The following is a 16357-nucleotide window of genomic DNA, read 5'->3' on the forward strand; positions in this document are numbered from 1 at the left end:
CGTTCAGCGTTGAACACCAACCAGCAACATCATCGGCCGTTCGCGTTCTTCGGCCAGCGCGGGTTGCGCTGCCACCTCGGCATCGGTGGGGCCCCATTCGTTGACGTGCTGGATGCTGAAGCCCGCGGCGATCAGCATGTTGAGCAAGGTGCCGAGGGTTCGATGTTGCTTGATCACACCCTCGGCCAGCCAGTTGGTCACGCGCTCGCCTTCCCTCTGATAGCCATCCACCGGCCAGCTCTTGCGGCCCTCGGCATCGGTGATCCAGCCCGGATTACGCGGCGCCATGAAGATCGGATGCTCGATGGAGAACACGAAACGCGAGCCGGGCTTGAGGGCCGCGTGGACATTCGCGAACAATCCCGGCAGGTCCTTGATGTAATGCAGGGCCAGAGAACTGTAGGCCAGGTCGAAACGGGCGGCCGGCAGGTCAAGGTGTTCCAGGTCGGCGCGTTCGTAACGGATGTTGGACACCGACGTGGTCTTGCGCGCCTGCTCCAGCATTTTTTCCGACACATCCAGGCCCAGCACCTTGTCGGCGCCTTGCTCGCTCGCCCAGCGGCAGAACCAGCCATAGCCGCAACCCAGGTCGACCACGTTCAGGCCCTGCATCGGCGGCAGCATCGATTTCAAGGCAGGCCATTCCGGCGCGGCGTCGAGACCACTGATCGAGCGGGCCATCTGGCTGTAGCCTTGGAAGAAACCGGGGTCGTCGTAGATGTTTTGAGTCATGGTGGGGATGCTCTTTTTGAGGTCGTTCGACAGGCATTTGAAAGCCGAAAGACTTGTGGGAGCGAGCTTGCTCGCGATGACGGTTGCACGTTCAACGACTGAATAGCCTACCCGTCCGTCCGCTATCGCGACCAAGCCCGTTCCTACAGGTTAGGTCAGGACGATTCTCCATCCATGCGCCGAGCGATGACATCCAGTACGTCGCAACCATCACGCAAAGGTATGCAGCACAACAATGCGAAGTCGCTGAGGATGACCGAGTCGCTGGTGATATCTCCCCGCATCGCGAAGTTTTCGAGGATCTGCGTCACAGCGCCAATTCTGTAGCGGGCGGTGGTGAGCAGTGAGTGCAGGGGTTGGGTGGTGTTGACGTAGAGGGAGGGGAGGTCGTCGGCGTTGCTGGTTAAAGCCATAAACTCTTTCATGCGTAAAGGTTCCACTTAGTTGAGGTTTACCAGCCGATCGTCGCCAAACGAAAGGGTGGCAACTGTACGCAGGTTGGCGAACCGGAGTGGAAGCCGGCAGATCCGAAGATCTCCCGCGTACAGTCGCCAAAAAACGACAACTCTACAGATGCGAAAACGCCTGCAAGCAAGCCAGTGCGCTTTTGCATTCCACTTCAGGTCGCCAAACCCGATACGCCATTTTGGGCGCGCTCGGACTATAGGCCTCGTGGCAAAAGCACAGCAACGCGCAAGTGTACGGATATTTCCGAGTGTCGTGTAGGACGTTGCTTGTTTGAAGGTCAGTACCGTTTGAAGCCATCGAGATGAGGGCGATCCGCGCGTTAAACCACCTAAATCGCAGCCATAAAAAACCGGCCACTCGGGCCGGTTGATCATCTCTGAAAAAATCAACTCTGCTGCAACACCTTGAGCGCCGCCGACGCCAGAAAGCCCGAACGGCTCTTCTCTTCCGGATGGTGCAGTACGTACTCATCGATTCGGTTGAGCAGGTAGCCAGGCAATGTGATGTTCAGTTTCTGGGCCTTGCCCAGGTATTTGGTAACGTCGATGTCCACCAATGCCCACGTACAGCCCGCATATTTCGGATTGGCTGCGTGCAGAGTGACTTTGTTGGCAGGCGGAATGGGTGAACCGTCCTCGGCCAGAATCTCGAAATGGCCTTCAATGGCTTCCCGGGCCATGGCCATTGCGTCGTCCAGATCGTCCCCGGCGGAAAAGCATCCCGGAATGTCAGGGACTTCCACGCCCCAGGCGTGCTCGTCGTCGCCCATTGATATCGCAATTGGGTACAGCATGTTCATTGTCCTCCGAGGACTCAGCGCGTCGGGCTCGTTAAAGCAGCGCCTGTTGCAAAATACTGATGGCCGTTTTCTTCAGCAGATCTTTTTTCGGATGAGGGACCGTCACCAAGCCCGGCTTGGTCGGATGCTTGAAGTGATGATGGCTGCCTCTGATACGTACCAGATACCAACCGTCCGCCATGATTTGGCTTATCAAAAATCGGCTATTCACATCACCTCCGTGTGGTGTGCTTGTGGTTACTATACCTACTGAATTTGTGTAATCAACACTATACCTACCAACTCTTCCTGGCTTGGTGGAATGGCGATAGAAATCGAGTCTAGGAGGGAGCTGCGGCAACGGCTTTGGGTCAGTCTGAATTTATGGGGTCTGTGTATTGCGAGGTTTTTTCGTGAGCAACGTCGCCCGAATTCCAGGCATAAAAAAACCGGTCACAAGGGACCGGTTTTTTCTGTCTCAACATCCCCCGTCAAAACCTTCTTAACGTGAGACCCAAATTTGATGTGGAGCGGGTGAAGGGAATCGAACCCTCGTTATCAGCTTGGGAAGCTGGAGTAATGCCATTATACGACACCCGCTCAGAGCGGTGACTTTGTACCAGATACGGCTGGGGATTTGAAGTTTTTCTTTGCGTGGGGCGGGTTTAACGCAGACAGACCCTGTGGCGGTCTATCGCGGGCAAGCCTCGCACGTGCAGGAATGCAATTAACGCTGCGGGGCGAAGCTTGCTCGCGATGACTCTGTTTCAGATTGCCAATGCATGGTGGTCCTGAACGTAGTGGTAACGCGGTCGGCTTTCGTGCTGTGCCGGTTTCAGGAACCCAAGCAGTGCGTTGCGGCTGTCCCGGCAGGCGGCTTTGTGCTCCATGTCGAGAAAGTGGCCGGTGGCCTCCAGCGTCGTGAAGGTGGCGTGTTGCACGTGGTCGGCGAATAACCGGGCGCCTTCGGCGGCGGTGTATTCGTCCCATTCGCCGTTCATGAACAGCACCGGCACGTTGATTTTCTGCGCGGCCTTGAAGAAGCACTGGCGATCACTGTGCAGCAGGTCGCTGATGTGGAAATGCATCTGCCCGTATTCGTGATCGGCCAGGCTGCTCACGTGCCGGTAGTTGAAGCGCTTGAACAGCGTCGGCAAGTGTTTGCCGATGGTGCTGTTTACCAGGTTGCCGACCCGGTCGCCGTCGCGGCTGCCGAGGTAATCCACACCGCGCTCGAGGTAATCGAGCATGTGCGCGTTGATCTCCGGCGAGAACGAGCTAATCACCGCTTTTTCGATGCGCCGAGGCTGGTGGGCGAGTGCGACCAGTGTCGCGGCACCACCCCAGGAAAACGACAGCACGTGTTCGGCGGCGAAGTGGTCGATCAGCTCCAGGAGGATCTGCCCTTCGACTTCCTTGGTCAGCAATTTCTCATGCAGGTTGTGGGCTTTTGACTTGCCCGCGTAGGGCTGGTCGTAGCAGACCACATTGAACTGCGGGTGGAGGTTTTTCACGGTTTGTGCAAACGACGCAGTCGTGGCCATCGAGCCGTTGACCAGAATAATGGTCTTCTCTGCGGCGTCTGCGCGATAGAACTCCGTGTAAACCCGATACTGACCCTGTATATCCAGCACAGCGATTTCTGGCCTCATGTCATAAGACTCCTGGCAAGCGGGTATGCGCGCAAAAGAGATTGCACGAGCTTTGTGACAGGTAGGCATACGCCTGGAATTTGAGAGGCCCATGTCGATCCGGTACGGCAGGTCGACGGGTATTATTATTGGCGGGCAGTTTGCCGGGGAGGCGGAACCTGAAGGTTCTCTACCGGCAAAAAGTTTCTTAGAAGTATGTTGTGACTCGTCAGTCACATTTCGGCTGACGACCTGATTCAAGCAGGGGAGACGCGATCACGCAAGTGCCGTTGGTAAATTGTTCGACAACTTCTGCTCAGCGGTAGGCGGCTTAGATGCTTTCGATCTCATCGACGCTCAGCGGGCGGTATTCGCCCGGTTTCAGCGCCTCATCAAGCACCAGAGGGCCCATGCGTTCGCGATGCAGGCGCAGGACTTTGTTGTCGAAGTGACCGAACATGCGCTTGACCTGGTGATAACGGCCTTCGACGATGCTCAGTCGCGCCGATTTTGGCCCCAGCAGCTCCAGTCCGGCGGGTTGGGTGGTGAGGTCTTCGAAGGCGAAGTACAGGCCTTCGCTGAATTTGAGCGCGTACTCGGGGCCGATTTCCTGTTCGGTTTCGACGTAATAGACCTTTGGCAGTTTGGTCTGCGGTTGAGTCAGGCGCCGCGACCAACTGCCATCGTTGGTGATGAGCATCAGGCCGGTGGTATTGAAGTCCAGCCGACCGGCGATGTGCAGTTCGTCCTTGTCCGGTTCGTGGATCAGGTCGAGCACCGTCGGGTGCTGCGGGTCACGGGTGGCGCTGACGCAACCGGCGGGCTTGTGCAGCATGAAGTGGCGAAGCGGCTTGCCGGCCTGCAGCACGTGCTCGTCGACCTCGACGCGGCTGAACTCACGGACTTCGGCATGCGGGTCGCTGGTGATTTTTCCGTCAATCCGAACGCGTTTTTCCACCAGTAACAGGCGCACCTGCTGACGGTTGAAGCAGGGCAGGTTGCTGAGGAAGCGGTCGACGCGCATGGCTAAGGATCGGCGAAAAAGGGGCCGCGCATCTTACTCGATTGGCCGGGGCGCTGCTTGCAACTGCGCCTCGACGGCGGCGCAGCGCGGGCACAGGCAGGACGCGTTGCGCAGTTCGGCCGGCAATGCTTCGAGTACCGCCGGATCGATGCTGACGCCGTAGCACCAACACGCGCGGTCAGCGGTTCGCGGGTCCGCCAGGGTGCAGTCGTTGGGCGCACCGCAGGCCGGGCAGAGGTCTGGCTGATTCATGAGTTGTCAGGCATAGGCTGATTGAGGCATTTCCACGCAGGTACGATTGCGGCCGGATTGTTTGGCCCGATACATCGCATGATCGGCCCGAGACAGCAGGGTGTGCAAGGTGTCGTCGCCCTGCAGGGTGGTCAGGCCGATGCTGACCGTCAGGTGCAGGCTGCTGCCGTTGTAGGCATAGCGCTGTTGTGCCACATGCTGGCGGATTTTTTCGGCGATCATCAGGCCGGTCTCACCGTCGGTGTCCTTGAGCAGCACGATGAATTCTTCACCGCCCCAGCGGCAGACAATGTCGGAGTGGCGCAGGCAGCTCTCTAGGTCTCGGGCGAAGCCGATCAGCACCTTGTCGCCGGCCAGGTGGCCGTAGGTGTCGTTCAACGCCTTGAAGTGGTCCAGGTCCAGCAGCAACGCGGTCAGCGGCTTGGGTTCGCGCTGGGCTTCGTGCATCGCTTGTGCGGCGAGCAGGTCGAAGCCGCGGCGGTTGGGCAATTCGGTCAGGCTGTCGAGGGTGGCCTGGGCCTGGATCTTGTCCTGATAACGTTTGATCACACGGTTGAGCAGTGCGAGCACGGTCAGCGTGACGATCAGGCAGATCAGCAGGTTGAGGTACAACGAGCGACGGATGTCACTGAGGTCGCCGTCTTCGAGTTTGTCGACGAACAAATACCAGTTCAGCTCCGGAATGAACCGTACATTGAGGAAATGCCCCTGGCCCTGACCGGAATATTCATAGCTGCCGCTGTGGGGTTTGGGCAGCTGACTGACGAGGTTTTTCATGCTGTCGATTTCGCTCAGCGGTTGGCCGACCCGGGCGCCTTGCGGGCCACCCTCGGCACCGGTCAGTACCAGGCGTCCGAAGGTGTCGACGAAATACACGCTGCGCTGGTAGTGCTGCTGGTACTTGTCGATCAGCTTGATCACCGCATCGACGGTCAGGCCGACACCGGCGGCACCGATGAAGCGGTTGTTGTAGTCGTAGACCTTGTAGTTGATGAACACGGTCAGGTTGTCTTTGTTGGCCAGGTCGGGGTCGACATTGATCTCGTAGGGATCCTTCATGTCACGCACCCGGAAGTACCAGGCATCGCGGGGTTCGGTGGCCTTGACCTGCTTCAATACGCCCTTGGCGTGGTAGTAGGTCAGGCTGGTGTCGGAGACGAAAAACGCCGTGTAGGCGCCGTAATGGGTCATGACCTCGTCGAGGTAGCGGGTCATCTGGTCGGGGTCGCGTTCGCCGTTGACCACCCAGTCGCGCATAAAGGTGTCACGGGACATCATCGAGGAAATCAGGATCGGTCGGACCAGGTCTTTCTGGATTTCCGAGTAGACCGTGTCCGACGTCAGCGGCAATTCGGTGTTGACGATGTTGTCGCGGATCGACGTTCGCGAAGCGTAATAACTGAGAAAGGAAGTGGCCAGGAAGCCTGCGCCCAGCAACGCAATCAGCGTGAGAATCAACGAGCGTTGAGAATACAGCGGCGAGCGGGGCGACATGACAATTCCGTTGGCAGTGGTCCGATGGCAAGCATTCTAATGGCACGGCGGGGAAATAACTGCCCCATGTGTGCCGCGAATGGTCGTTAATCCTGCCCGGACCTTGCAGGAGCGAGCCAGCTCGCTCCTGCAGGTTCACTGTCAGACGAGGCTTTTCAGATAGGCCCGCCACCCGCCGAAATGACTGATGTCCACCGCACCCTCCAACCCGTACGCCTCGCAGATAAAGCCGCTCTCCCAGCGACCGTCCGCCAGTTGCACCTTGCCCAGGCCCAGCGGTGCCGGAATGCCAGTCAGGAACGAGCCCAATTCACTGCTCGGCAATTCCCACACCTCCACGGCAATCGCCACGCCGCCTTCCTTCACCCGAACCATGCCCGGACGAAACGGCGGGCCGCCGGCCAGGGCGTGCAGTTGATAGTCAGGCGAACTCTGGGTGGTTTCGACCAGCCGAGCCCCACGGCGCTTCAGTTGCCAGTTCAGTGCCAGGCCATCAAGGTGCGCGCCGCAAACCACCAGCCGCGCACGGTCGTGGCGGGCCGCTGTCGTCGGTGCCGGCTCGGTTGTGCCTTGCTGGCGCTGCAAGCCCGCCGCCACGCTCAACAGGTACTGATCGGTGAACGCCCGCCCGAACAGCGTCACGCCCCACGGCAGGCCATTGCCCATGAAACCGCTGGGCACGGCGACGGCGGCGTAATCGAGCAGGTTCATGAAGTTGGTGTAGTAGCCGAGTTCCGAGTTGCGCAGCACCGGTTCGGCTTCAAGCTCCGCCAGCGTGACGGGGCGGCCGATGGTAGGCGTGAGCACGCAATCAAGACCTTCCAGTGCCTTGTCACACAGGGCTTTGAGCGTTTGCAACCGATACTGGGCGCGGAAGGTTTGCACCCCGCTGACCGCCGGGGCCTTGGCCAGCACAGCGCGGATCACCGGCAGCACGGCCTCGGGGTTCTGTTCCATGAGTTCGCCGGCGACGCTGTAGCGCTCGGCCACCCACGGGCCTTCGTACAGCAGACGCGCGGCTTCGAGGAACGGCGACAGATCCAGTTCCACGGCTTCACCGCTCAGGGCCTTGAGTTGCTCGACGGCCTTGGCGAACAACAGCGGGCCTTCAGTGCAGCCGAAGAATTCCAGGTCCTGGGATCGCGGCACACCGAAACGAAATGGACGCAGTGCGCCGAAGGCCGAGCCGTCATTCCACAACGGGTTGCTGCGACTGTACTCGTCCCGTGGGTCGAGGTGCGCAGTGAGCGCCAGCAGATGACTGGCTTCGCGCGCGGTGGCGGTGAAGGTGGTCACGCAATCGAGAGTGCGACAGGCCGGTACTACCCCGGCGGTGGAGATCAGCCCCTTGGTTGCTTTGAGCCCTACCAGATTGTTCAGTGCTGCCGGCACGCGCCCCGATCCCGCGGTGTCGGTGCCCAGGGCAAAACTCGCCACACCGAGGGCCACGGCCAGCGACGAACCGGCGCTGGAGCCGCCCGATGGATACTCCGGCAACACGCTGTTCGGGCATGCGCCATAGGGCGAACGACTGCCATTGAGGCCGGTGGCGAACTGGTCAAGGTTGGTCTTGCCCAGTGGCACCGCGCCCAGCGCCAGCAGTTGCTCGACGATGGTCGCCGAGCGCTGCGGCACATAAGCGAAAGCCGGGCAGGCCGCCGTGGTCGCAATGCCCGCCAGATCAATGTTGTCCTTGATCGCGAACGGCACGCCGTACAGCGGCAGGCTGTCGATATCGCGACCGTCGAGGGCGGCGAGGTAAGGTTCCAGTTCTTCGACACTGAGCAAGTGGATGAACAGGTGATAGTCCGGGTTCAGCGCCGCGGCTTTGTCTCGCAGGCTCAGCAGCAATTGCCGGGGCGTGGTGCTGCCGTCGCGGTAAGCGTTGCGCAGGGCGTCGAGTTGCAGATCGATGTTCATGACGTTCGTCCTTTTCCAAATGGGTTCAGTCGAGTTCCAGCACCACGACGCGTTGTCCGGCACGCACCGCCGAACCAGGCTGCACGCGAATCTCCCGCACCACGCCGGCCATGGGCGCGAGCAGCGGGATTTCCATTTTCATCGACTCCAGAATCACCAGGACATCACCGGCCTCGACTCGCGTGCCGGTTTCCACCTGGACCTGCCAGAGGTTGCCGGCGATGTGGCTGTCGACGCTCTGCTGACCGCTGGCCAGCGGTGCGTCTTCGGTCGTTTCAGCGACCAGGCCCTCACTGTCGAAATGCGCCTGGCCGCTGGCGATCCAGCGTTCGCGCTCGGCGTTGAAAGCGCCCTGTTGCTGGCTGCGAAACGCCTCGATGGTCTCGGCTTCCCGGGCCAGAAACGCCTGGTAGTCGGCGAGGTTCAACTGACTGTGCTCGATGTTCAGGTCGAAACGCCCGAGGGGGAAATCCCGACGGATGCGCAGCAGTTCATCGGCGCTCACCGGGTAGAAACGGATCTGGTCGAAGAACCGCAGCAACCACGGTTTGCCATCGAACGCGGCGACTTCGCGGTAGCGATTCCACATCTGCAGCGTGCGCCCGACGAACTGATAGCCGCCGGGGCCTTCCATGCCGTACACGCACATGTAGGCGCCACCGATGCCCACCGAGTTCTCGGCGGTCCAGGTACGGGCCGGGTTGTACTTGGTGGTCACCAGGCGATGGCGCGGATCGAGCGGGGTGGCGACTGGTGCGCCGAGGTACACATCGCCCAGGCCCATCACCAGATAACTGGCGTCGAACACCGTGCGCTGCACTTCATCGAGGTTCGGCAGGTCGTTGATGCGCCGGATGAACTCCAGATTGCTCGGGCACCAGGGGGCGTCCTTGCGCACGGTGGTCATGTATTTCTCGATCGCCAACTGGCACGCCGGGTCGTCCCAGGACAGGGGCAAGTGGACGATGCGCGACGGCACTTGCAGGTCTTTGGCTGCGCACACGGCGTCCCATTCGCCGGCGACGATGCCCAGCAGATCGGCCAGCGACAGTTGCTCGGGCTGGTAGTGCACTTGCAGCGAGCGGATACCCGGTGTCAGGTCGATCACGCCTTGCAGCTGTTTGCTTTCCAGCGCCTGCATCAGGGCGTGGGCGCGGAAGCGCAGGACGAGGTCTAGTTCGGCGGCGCCGATTTCCAGCAGCAGGTGAGTATCACCGGAAAGGCGCGCCACCAACCGCGTATCGGCCTGCCCAATGTCCAAAACCACAGGCGACACAACCCCCTGTGGGAGCTGGCTTGCCAGCGAAGGGGCCCTGTCAGGCAACATTGATGTATCTGAGACACCGCTTTCGCTGGCAAGCCCACTCCCACATTGATCCCATTTCAACACGAGGTGGCGGGCGGTTTTGATATCGACCGGCACAAACTGCACCTTGTCCCCGGCCTTGAGCTGCCCCAGCTGCCACAGATCCGCCTCGATCACCGTCACCGGGCACACAAAACCACCAAGGCTCGGGCCATCGGGGCCGAGGATCACCGGCATGTCTCCGGTGAAATCCACGGCGCCGATGGCATACGGATTGTCATGGATGTTCGAGGGATGCAGGCCGGCTTCACCGCCGTCCGCACGCACCCACTCGGGTTTGGGCCCGATCAGGCGAACGCCGGTTCGGCTGGAGTTGAAATGCACTTCCCACTGCGTTGCGAAGAAGGTGCCGATGTAGTGTTCGGTGAAGTATTCCGGGGCGCCATGGGGACCGTAGATCACGCGGATCTGCCGCACGACAGGCAACTCGATGACCTGATGTTCAGGCAATTGCGCACCGACGCTGCGGTCATTCAACGCCGGTACATGCAACACATCACCCGCCCGCAAGGCACGACCGCCATGACCACCAAACTGGCCGAGGGTAAAAGTGCTTTTGCTGCCCAGGTAATCCGGAACCTGCAAGCCGCCACGCAGGCACAGATAGCTTCGCGCGCCGGCGCCGGCGATAGTGCCCAGACTCAAGGCAGCGCCGGCCGGCACCAGCAGCGCCGTGTTCATCGGTACCGATTCACCGTTCAGCGTCAGCGGAATCACCGCCCCGGTCACCGCGACCACCGCGTCGCAATTGAAGCGCAGCAACGGTCCGCTCATGGTGATTTCCAGCGCCGCAGCGCCTTCCTCGTTACCCAGCAACAGGTTGCCCAGGCGCAAGGCACGACTGTCCATCGGCCCCGATGGCGGTACGCCCACTGCCCAATAGCCGAGGCGCCCCGGATAGTCCTGAACGCTGGTCTGGGTGCCGGCACTCAACACTTCGAAGGTGTTGGCCTGATACACCAGGCCTTCCAGGCAGCGGGTCCACGGCTGGCCGCTGGCGAATGGCGCGTCGAGCAGAATCTGCCGCAGGTAATCGCGGTTGGTTTCCACACCGTAGAGCAGGCTGTCGCCCAAGGCTTGATGCAGATCGGCGCGGGCCTGTTCGCGTGTCGGTGCCCAGCTGATGACCTTGGCGATCATCGGATCAAAGTACGGCGGGATCTCGCAACCGGCCTCGACCCAGGTGTCGATGCGCAGTTGTACGCCGTTGGCGGCTGGAAAATTCACCGCCGTCAGCAAGCCTGGACTGGGTTGAAAATCCCGGCCCGGATCTTCCGCATACAAGCGCGCCTGAATCGCATGACCTTCCGGCTGCAATCCCTGACACAAAGCTTGCAGCGGCGGCAAATCACCGGCCGCCAGTTGCACCATCCAGCGCACCAGATCCACACCCCACACCTGCTCGGTAACGCCGTGCTCCACCTGCAGACGGGTGTTCACTTCAAGGAAATAGAAGCGCTGGGCATCGCTGTCGAACACGAACTCGACGGTGCCGGCGCTGCGGTAATTCACCGCTTTGGCCAGTTTGATTGCCGCTGCGCAGAGCTCATCGGCCATGCCGTCGGGCAGGTTCGGCGCCGGGGTTTCTTCGAGGACTTTCTGGTTGCGCCGCTGTACCGAGCAGTCGCGCACACCGAGGGCGATGACCTCGCCACGGCCATCGCCGAACACCTGCACTTCCAGGTGCCGGGCGCGCTGGATGTACTTCTCGATGAACACGCCAGCGTCACTGAAGTTGTTCTGCCCGAGGCGCTTCACGGCCTCGAAGGATTCGCTCAACTCGGCCGCGCTGCGGCACACGCGCATGCCGATGCCGCCACCGCCGGCGGTGCTTTTGAGCATGACCGGATAGCCGACGTGCTCGCCGGCGACCAGTGCCGCGTCGAGGCTGTCGAGCAACTCGGTGCCTTCAAGCATCGGCACGCCGTGCTGCCTGGCCAGGGCGCGGGCGGTGTGCTTGAGACCGAATACGCGCAGTTGCTCTGGTGTCGGGCCGATAAACGCTATGCCGGCGGTTTCGCAGGCTTCGGCGAACGCGGCGTTTTCCGACAGAAACCCGTAGCCGGGATGAATCGCCGTGGCGCCAGTGGCGTGGGCGATGGCGAGGATTTTTTCCACCGCCAGGTAGGTGCCGGCCGCGGCGCCTTCACCGAGGCTGTGGGCTTCATCGGCCTGCAGGATGTGCAGGCTGGCGGCATCGGCTTCGGAGTAAACGGCAACGCCCTGGACTTGCAGGTCGCGCAAGGTACGCAGGATGCGGCAGGCAATGGCGCCACGGTTGGCGATCAGGACTTTTTCGAACATGGCATAGCCCCTGAAGGGGATGCGGGCCGTCCCGCAGTTTTTCGATGAGCGCCGGGGTCGTCCCCGACGGAAAAATCTTTTTTCTTCAACGCTGCCCCCTGTAGGAGCGAGCCTGCTCGCGATGGACGTGAACGATTACGCGTAGCACCAGATGCCCAGCGGTGGCTTCTGGTTTTTCGCGAGCAGGCTCGCTCCTACAGTGGCTGGTGGTGCTCTTTAGGTTTGAGGCACTGCCCTGAACGGGCCTGGCACAGGGCAAACAACCAGCGGTGCAAACGGCTGAGGTTCAGTTCCATACCAGCAGCTCCGCAGGCGTCGGGTTGTAGGCGTTGCACGGGTTGTTCAGTTGCGGGCAGTTGGAGATCAGCACGATCACGTCCATCTCGGCCCGCAGGTCGACGTATTTGCCCGGCGCGGAAATGCCGTCCTCGAAGGTCAGGCCACCGTCAGCGGTGACCGGCACGTTCATGAAGAAGTTGATGTTCGGCCCGATGTCGCCCTTGCCCAGGCGCCCGTCGTGCACGCAGGCGCGCAGGTAGTTGTCGCGGCAGCTGTGCATGTAGCGTTTTTCCAGGGCGTAACGCACCGTGTTGCTCTCTTGGGCGCAGGCGCCGCCGAGGGTGTCGTGACGGCCGCAGGTGTCGGCGACGATGGTCAGCATCGGCTTGCCGAGGTTGGAATACAGCACGCTGCCGGTGCTCAGGTACACGCTGTTCTGCCGACGCAAGGTGCGTTGCACGTCGTAGCGTTCTTTCGGGTTGGCGACGCTGTAGAACAGGGTGTCGACGGCCTGGTTGCCTTCCAGATCGAGGATGCGCAAGGTCTGGCCGGCCTTGACCTCCATCAGCCAGGGTTCGCCGGCGGGGATGGTGGCGCGGTAGATCGCGGTTTCTGGCTGCCGGTTTGGGGTAGCGGTGGTGGCGATGGCGAGTGACATGGCAGCGATCCTCAGGCGAACAGACGGTCGGTGTTGATGAAGCCGCGCTCGTTTTCCGGGCGCGAAGTGCGGCAGTGTTCGGCGACGCTGGCGTCGGCGTTCATCCAGCTGAGCTTCAGTGGTTTCGGCGCATAGTCTGGTGATGGGTCCATCGGGTGTTGCAGGGCGGTGAGCACCACCAGGGTGTCCATTGGCGCGTACAGCTCGATGTAATCGCCAGCCTTCGAGTTGCCTTCGACGAAGTGGAAACGCCCGGCATCGTCGACGTTCACCCGGCTGAACAGATTGAGGGTCATCAGCAGGTCCGACAGGCCCAGCCCCCACTTGCCCAGCTCCACCAGCAGGTTGTCGGTGCCGTTGCGGAAGAAGCCGTTGCGCAGTTCCTGATAGCGGCCGGCGCCATACTTTTGTGCGACTTCTTCAGCGCACAGTACGCCACCGAGGCTGTCGCTCCAGCCACAGGTGTCGGCGGTGATGGCGGCCAGTACGCGACCCATGTCCGAGTACAGACAATGACCGGCGGTGAGCTTGGCGGTGTGCTGGCATTTGAGGCTGTCGGGCAGGTTCAGGCGTTCGGTTTTTTCATTGGCGTTGAGCAGTGTCAGGCTGACGTTGGCGCCGCCGCGCAGGTCGGTCAGGCGCAGCAGTTGGCCGCGCTTCAAGACGAAGGAGCGATGGCCGCCGCCAGGGAGCATTTCTTCGGCGAACGGTGGGAACAGTTGAGTCGAATCGGTCATTTTCAAAATTCCTCTAAGCGATGCGAAGCGTGCCTGCCAGCGTGGCCGGCAGGGCGTCGACGGCGGCACGTTGGGCGCGGCGGTCGCTGTTCAAAGGGATGTCGTAGGTGATGCGCGCGCCATAGGCACCGGGGGCGTGCGGGTCGACGCGAACCTTGTCGAACACCAGCAGGCGCGTGCCGAGGCTGAAGCCTTCGGACAGGTCATGGGTGACCATGAACACCGTCAGTCGGGTTTCGCGCCACAGCTCCAGCAGCAAGGCGTGCATGTCTTTGCGGATGCCCGGATCGAGGGCACCGAACGGTTCGTCGAGCAACAACACCCGCGGCTTCATGATCAGCGCCTGGGCAATGGCCAGCCGTTGTTGCATGCCGCCGGAAAGCTGCGCCGGGTACTTGTCCAGCGAGTGCCCGAGACCGACTTTGTGCAGCAGCACCGCAGCCTGTTCCCGCGCCTCACGCTTGGCGCTGCCGAACAGGCGCCCGAGCAACGGCGAGCGCGGCAGTTCGAGGCCCAGGGCGACGTTGTCCAGTACGCTCAGGTGCGGGAACACCGAGTAGCGTTGGAACACCACGCCACGGCTGGCGTCCGGTTCACCGGCCAGGGGCTGGCCGTCGAGCAGGATTTCGCCGCGACTGGCGCGCTCCTGGCCCAGCAACAGGCGCAGGAAGGTCGACTTGCCGCAACCGGACGCCCCGACCAGGGTGCAGAACTCACCCTCATTGATGTTCAGGTTCAGGCCTTCGAGCACCACCTGATCGGCGTATTGCTGCCAGACGTTTTTCACCGTGATGTAGCTCATTTGGCGGCCCCCTCGTACCAGGGAAACGCGCGACGGGTCAGGTATTTGAGCCCCCAATCCATCAGCCAGGCGAGCAGGGTGATCCACACCACGTAAGGCAGAATCACATCCATGGCCAGGTAGCGGCGCACCAGGAAGATCCGGTAACCGAGGCCGTCGGTGGAGGCGATGGCTTCGGCGGCAATCAGGAACAGCCACGCCGAACCGAGCATCAGGCGCAGCGAGATCAACAGGCGCGGCAGCAATTGCGGCAGCACTACACGCAGCATCAGGGTCCAGGTCGAGGCGCCCAGGGTCTGGGCCTTGATCAGCAACTCCACGGGAATTTCCCGGGCGCGCTGTTCCAGGTCACGGGCCAGGGCGGGGGTAATGCCGATCACGATCAGCATCACCTTCGACAATTCCCCCAGGCCGAAGACGATGAACAGGATCGGCAGGATTGCCAGCGGCGGCACCATCGACAGCACCGTCAGCAGCGGTGACAACGGCGCGCCGAACAACGGCAGGGTGCCAGCGGCCATGCCCAGGCACAGCCCGGCCAGCGCGCTGATGCCCAGGCCGATGCCCAGGCGACGCAGGCTGGAGGCCGTGTCCTGCCACAGTACGTACTCGCCGGTGCGGCTGTCGGCGACGAAGGCCAGGCGTTTGACCGCGTCGGTCATCTGCACGGCGCTGGGCAGCAACTTGTCGTTGGGGTTGTCCGTCAGTCGCTCGGCCGAGCCCATGAAGTAGGCGAACAGCACCAGAGCGAACGGCAGGATCACCAACAGCAGGCGACTCGGGTGATCCGGATGACGATTGATCAGGCGCATGGCCAGGTCCTCTTCTTACAGCTTGGCGTCGGCGGCCATCTGCACGTAACTCGGATCGAAGCGCAGCTTGAGGTTGCCCTTGTCGCCACTGGTCACGCCGTTGGCGAAGGCCATGCCGACCGCGCTGGTGTCCTTGGCGCCTTCACCCAGCAAGCCGTGCTGGAATGAGAATTCGGCGACCCGGCGCATGGTTTCCGGCAATTGCTTGCTGGTGGAAAACGCCAGGGCTTCCTGGGGGGTGGCGAACAATTTGGTGGTGTCCAGTTGCGCCTGGAAACCGGCCAGGTCAGTGCCCGAGGCTTTGGCCATGTGCTCCAGTGCGGCTTTGCTCGCGGCGTTTTTTTCGCTCATCAGTTCGACGACTTCGAACCAGGCGCCGGTCAGGGCTTTGCCCAGGGCCGGGTTGTCTTTGAGGGTCTGAGAGTTGACCACCATCATGTCCATGATTTCGCCGGGGATCTGGCTGGAGTTGAACACTTCGGTCACTGCAGGCTTGGCCTTGATGTCCGAGAGCATCGGGTTCCAGGTGGTCACGGCCTTGACCTGATCGGTGTTGAAGGCCGCCGAGATATCGGCATCGGAGGTGTTGACCACCTTCAAGTCTTTCTCGGTGAGGTCCACCGAATCCAGGGCACGGGCCAGCAGGTAGTGGGACACCGACAGTTCGACGAGGTTGACGTCCATGCCCTTGAGGTCGGCGACTTTCTTGCCTTCGCCCTTGAGCACGATGCCGTCATTGCCGTTGGAGAAGTCGCTGACGATCAGCGCCGTGCTGTCGACGCCACCGGCGGCAGGGATGGTCAGGGCGTCCATGTTGGTCATGGTGCAGCCATCGAACTGGCCGGCGGTGTACTGGTTGATCGATTCGACATAGTCATTGAGCTGCACCACATCGATCTTGATGCCGTACTTCTTGGCCCATTTGTCGACGATGCCTTGGCTGCCGGCGTATTCCCAGGGCATCCAGCCGGCATAGATGGTCCAGCAGACGCTGAAGTGGTCTTTTTGCGCGGCGTGGGAAGAAAGGCTCACGAGGGCGGCGAAGGCAGCGGCGAGCAAGGCGGGTAAACGAAGCTGGGACATGATGGTTCTCCAGTTGA

At 61.5% G+C, this 16357-nt stretch carries 15 protein-coding genes and 1 tRNA gene; all 16 read right to left on the reverse strand.

The features are described 5' to 3' along the window. Nucleotides 1-3: 3 nt before the first annotated feature. Entirely contained in the window at nt 4-732 is a 729-nt protein-coding gene (locus tag ACGJAX_RS12730; protein ID WP_390959216.1) for a methyltransferase domain-containing protein, read from the reverse strand. A gap of 155 nt (nt 733-887) precedes the next feature. Then, on the reverse strand, nt 888-1157 hold the full coding sequence (locus tag ACGJAX_RS12735) for a short-chain dehydrogenase (RefSeq protein ID WP_090317341.1): 270 nt from the start codon (nt 1155-1157) through the stop codon (nt 888-890). 428 nt (nt 1158-1585) lie between these two features. After that, the gene (locus ACGJAX_RS12740; RefSeq protein ID WP_090318374.1) at nt 1586-1993 is read right to left on the reverse strand and encodes a type II toxin-antitoxin system HicB family antitoxin; all 408 of its coding nucleotides are present in this window, start codon (nt 1991-1993) and stop codon (nt 1586-1588) included. 37 nt (nt 1994-2030) lie between these two features. Further along, nucleotides 2031-2210 (reverse strand): type II toxin-antitoxin system HicA family toxin, encoded by a 180-nt coding sequence (locus ACGJAX_RS12745; protein WP_090317347.1) that lies wholly within the window; start codon nt 2208-2210, stop codon nt 2031-2033. 294 nt (nt 2211-2504) lie between these two features. Then, nucleotides 2505-2578: transfer RNA gene (locus ACGJAX_RS12750), tRNA-Gly, on the reverse strand. Between the two features lie 167 nt (nt 2579-2745). Beyond that, a complete protein-coding gene (locus tag ACGJAX_RS12755; RefSeq protein WP_247254758.1) occupies nt 2746-3630 on the reverse strand; it encodes an alpha/beta fold hydrolase in 885 nt (294 codons plus the stop codon). Between the two features lie 310 nt (nt 3631-3940). After that, nucleotides 3941-4633, reverse strand: a complete 693-nt coding sequence (locus tag ACGJAX_RS12760) for a pseudouridine synthase (RefSeq protein WP_390959219.1) — start codon at nt 4631-4633, stop codon at nt 3941-3943. Between the two features lie 33 nt (nt 4634-4666). Then, the gene (locus tag ACGJAX_RS12765; protein ID WP_247254756.1) at nt 4667-4885 is read right to left on the reverse strand and encodes a cysteine-rich CWC family protein; all 219 of its coding nucleotides are present in this window, start codon (nt 4883-4885) and stop codon (nt 4667-4669) included. A gap of 6 nt (nt 4886-4891) precedes the next feature. Next, on the reverse strand, nt 4892-6379 hold the full coding sequence (locus ACGJAX_RS12770; protein ID WP_390959221.1) for a diguanylate cyclase: 1488 nt from the start codon (nt 6377-6379) through the stop codon (nt 4892-4894). A 141-nt stretch (nt 6380-6520) separates the two neighbouring features. Continuing rightward, nucleotides 6521-8299 (reverse strand): allophanate hydrolase, encoded by a 1779-nt coding sequence (atzF, locus tag ACGJAX_RS12775; RefSeq protein ID WP_390959223.1) that lies wholly within the window; start codon nt 8297-8299, stop codon nt 6521-6523. 25 nt (nt 8300-8324) lie between these two features. Next, nucleotides 8325-11969, reverse strand: coding sequence for an urea carboxylase (gene uca, locus ACGJAX_RS12780; protein WP_390959225.1), 3645 nt, complete (start codon nt 11967-11969; stop codon nt 8325-8327). A gap of 286 nt (nt 11970-12255) precedes the next feature. Continuing rightward, the gene (locus ACGJAX_RS12785; RefSeq protein WP_247254752.1) at nt 12256-12906 is read right to left on the reverse strand and encodes an urea amidolyase associated protein UAAP2; all 651 of its coding nucleotides are present in this window, start codon (nt 12904-12906) and stop codon (nt 12256-12258) included. 11 nt (nt 12907-12917) lie between these two features. Then, complete coding sequence (locus ACGJAX_RS12790; protein WP_103405162.1) at nt 12918-13643, reverse strand: urea amidolyase associated protein UAAP1; 726 nt, start codon at nt 13641-13643, stop codon at nt 12918-12920. A gap of 13 nt (nt 13644-13656) precedes the next feature. Further along, nucleotides 13657-14445 (reverse strand): ABC transporter ATP-binding protein, encoded by a 789-nt coding sequence (locus ACGJAX_RS12795; RefSeq protein WP_090317374.1) that lies wholly within the window; start codon nt 14443-14445, stop codon nt 13657-13659. Further along, nucleotides 14442-15257, reverse strand: coding sequence for an ABC transporter permease (locus ACGJAX_RS12800; protein WP_090317377.1), 816 nt, complete (start codon nt 15255-15257; stop codon nt 14442-14444). Before ACGJAX_RS12800 ends, ACGJAX_RS12795 begins: the two co-directional genes overlap by 4 nt. A gap of 15 nt (nt 15258-15272) precedes the next feature. Next, nucleotides 15273-16340, reverse strand: a complete 1068-nt coding sequence (locus ACGJAX_RS12805) for a putative urea ABC transporter substrate-binding protein (RefSeq protein ID WP_390959229.1) — start codon at nt 16338-16340, stop codon at nt 15273-15275. Nucleotides 16341-16357: the final 17 nt, after the last annotated feature.

This window comes from Pseudomonas moorei (genome assembly GCF_042846945.1).
Classification (GTDB): domain Bacteria; phylum Pseudomonadota; class Gammaproteobacteria; order Pseudomonadales; family Pseudomonadaceae; genus Aquipseudomonas; species Aquipseudomonas moorei.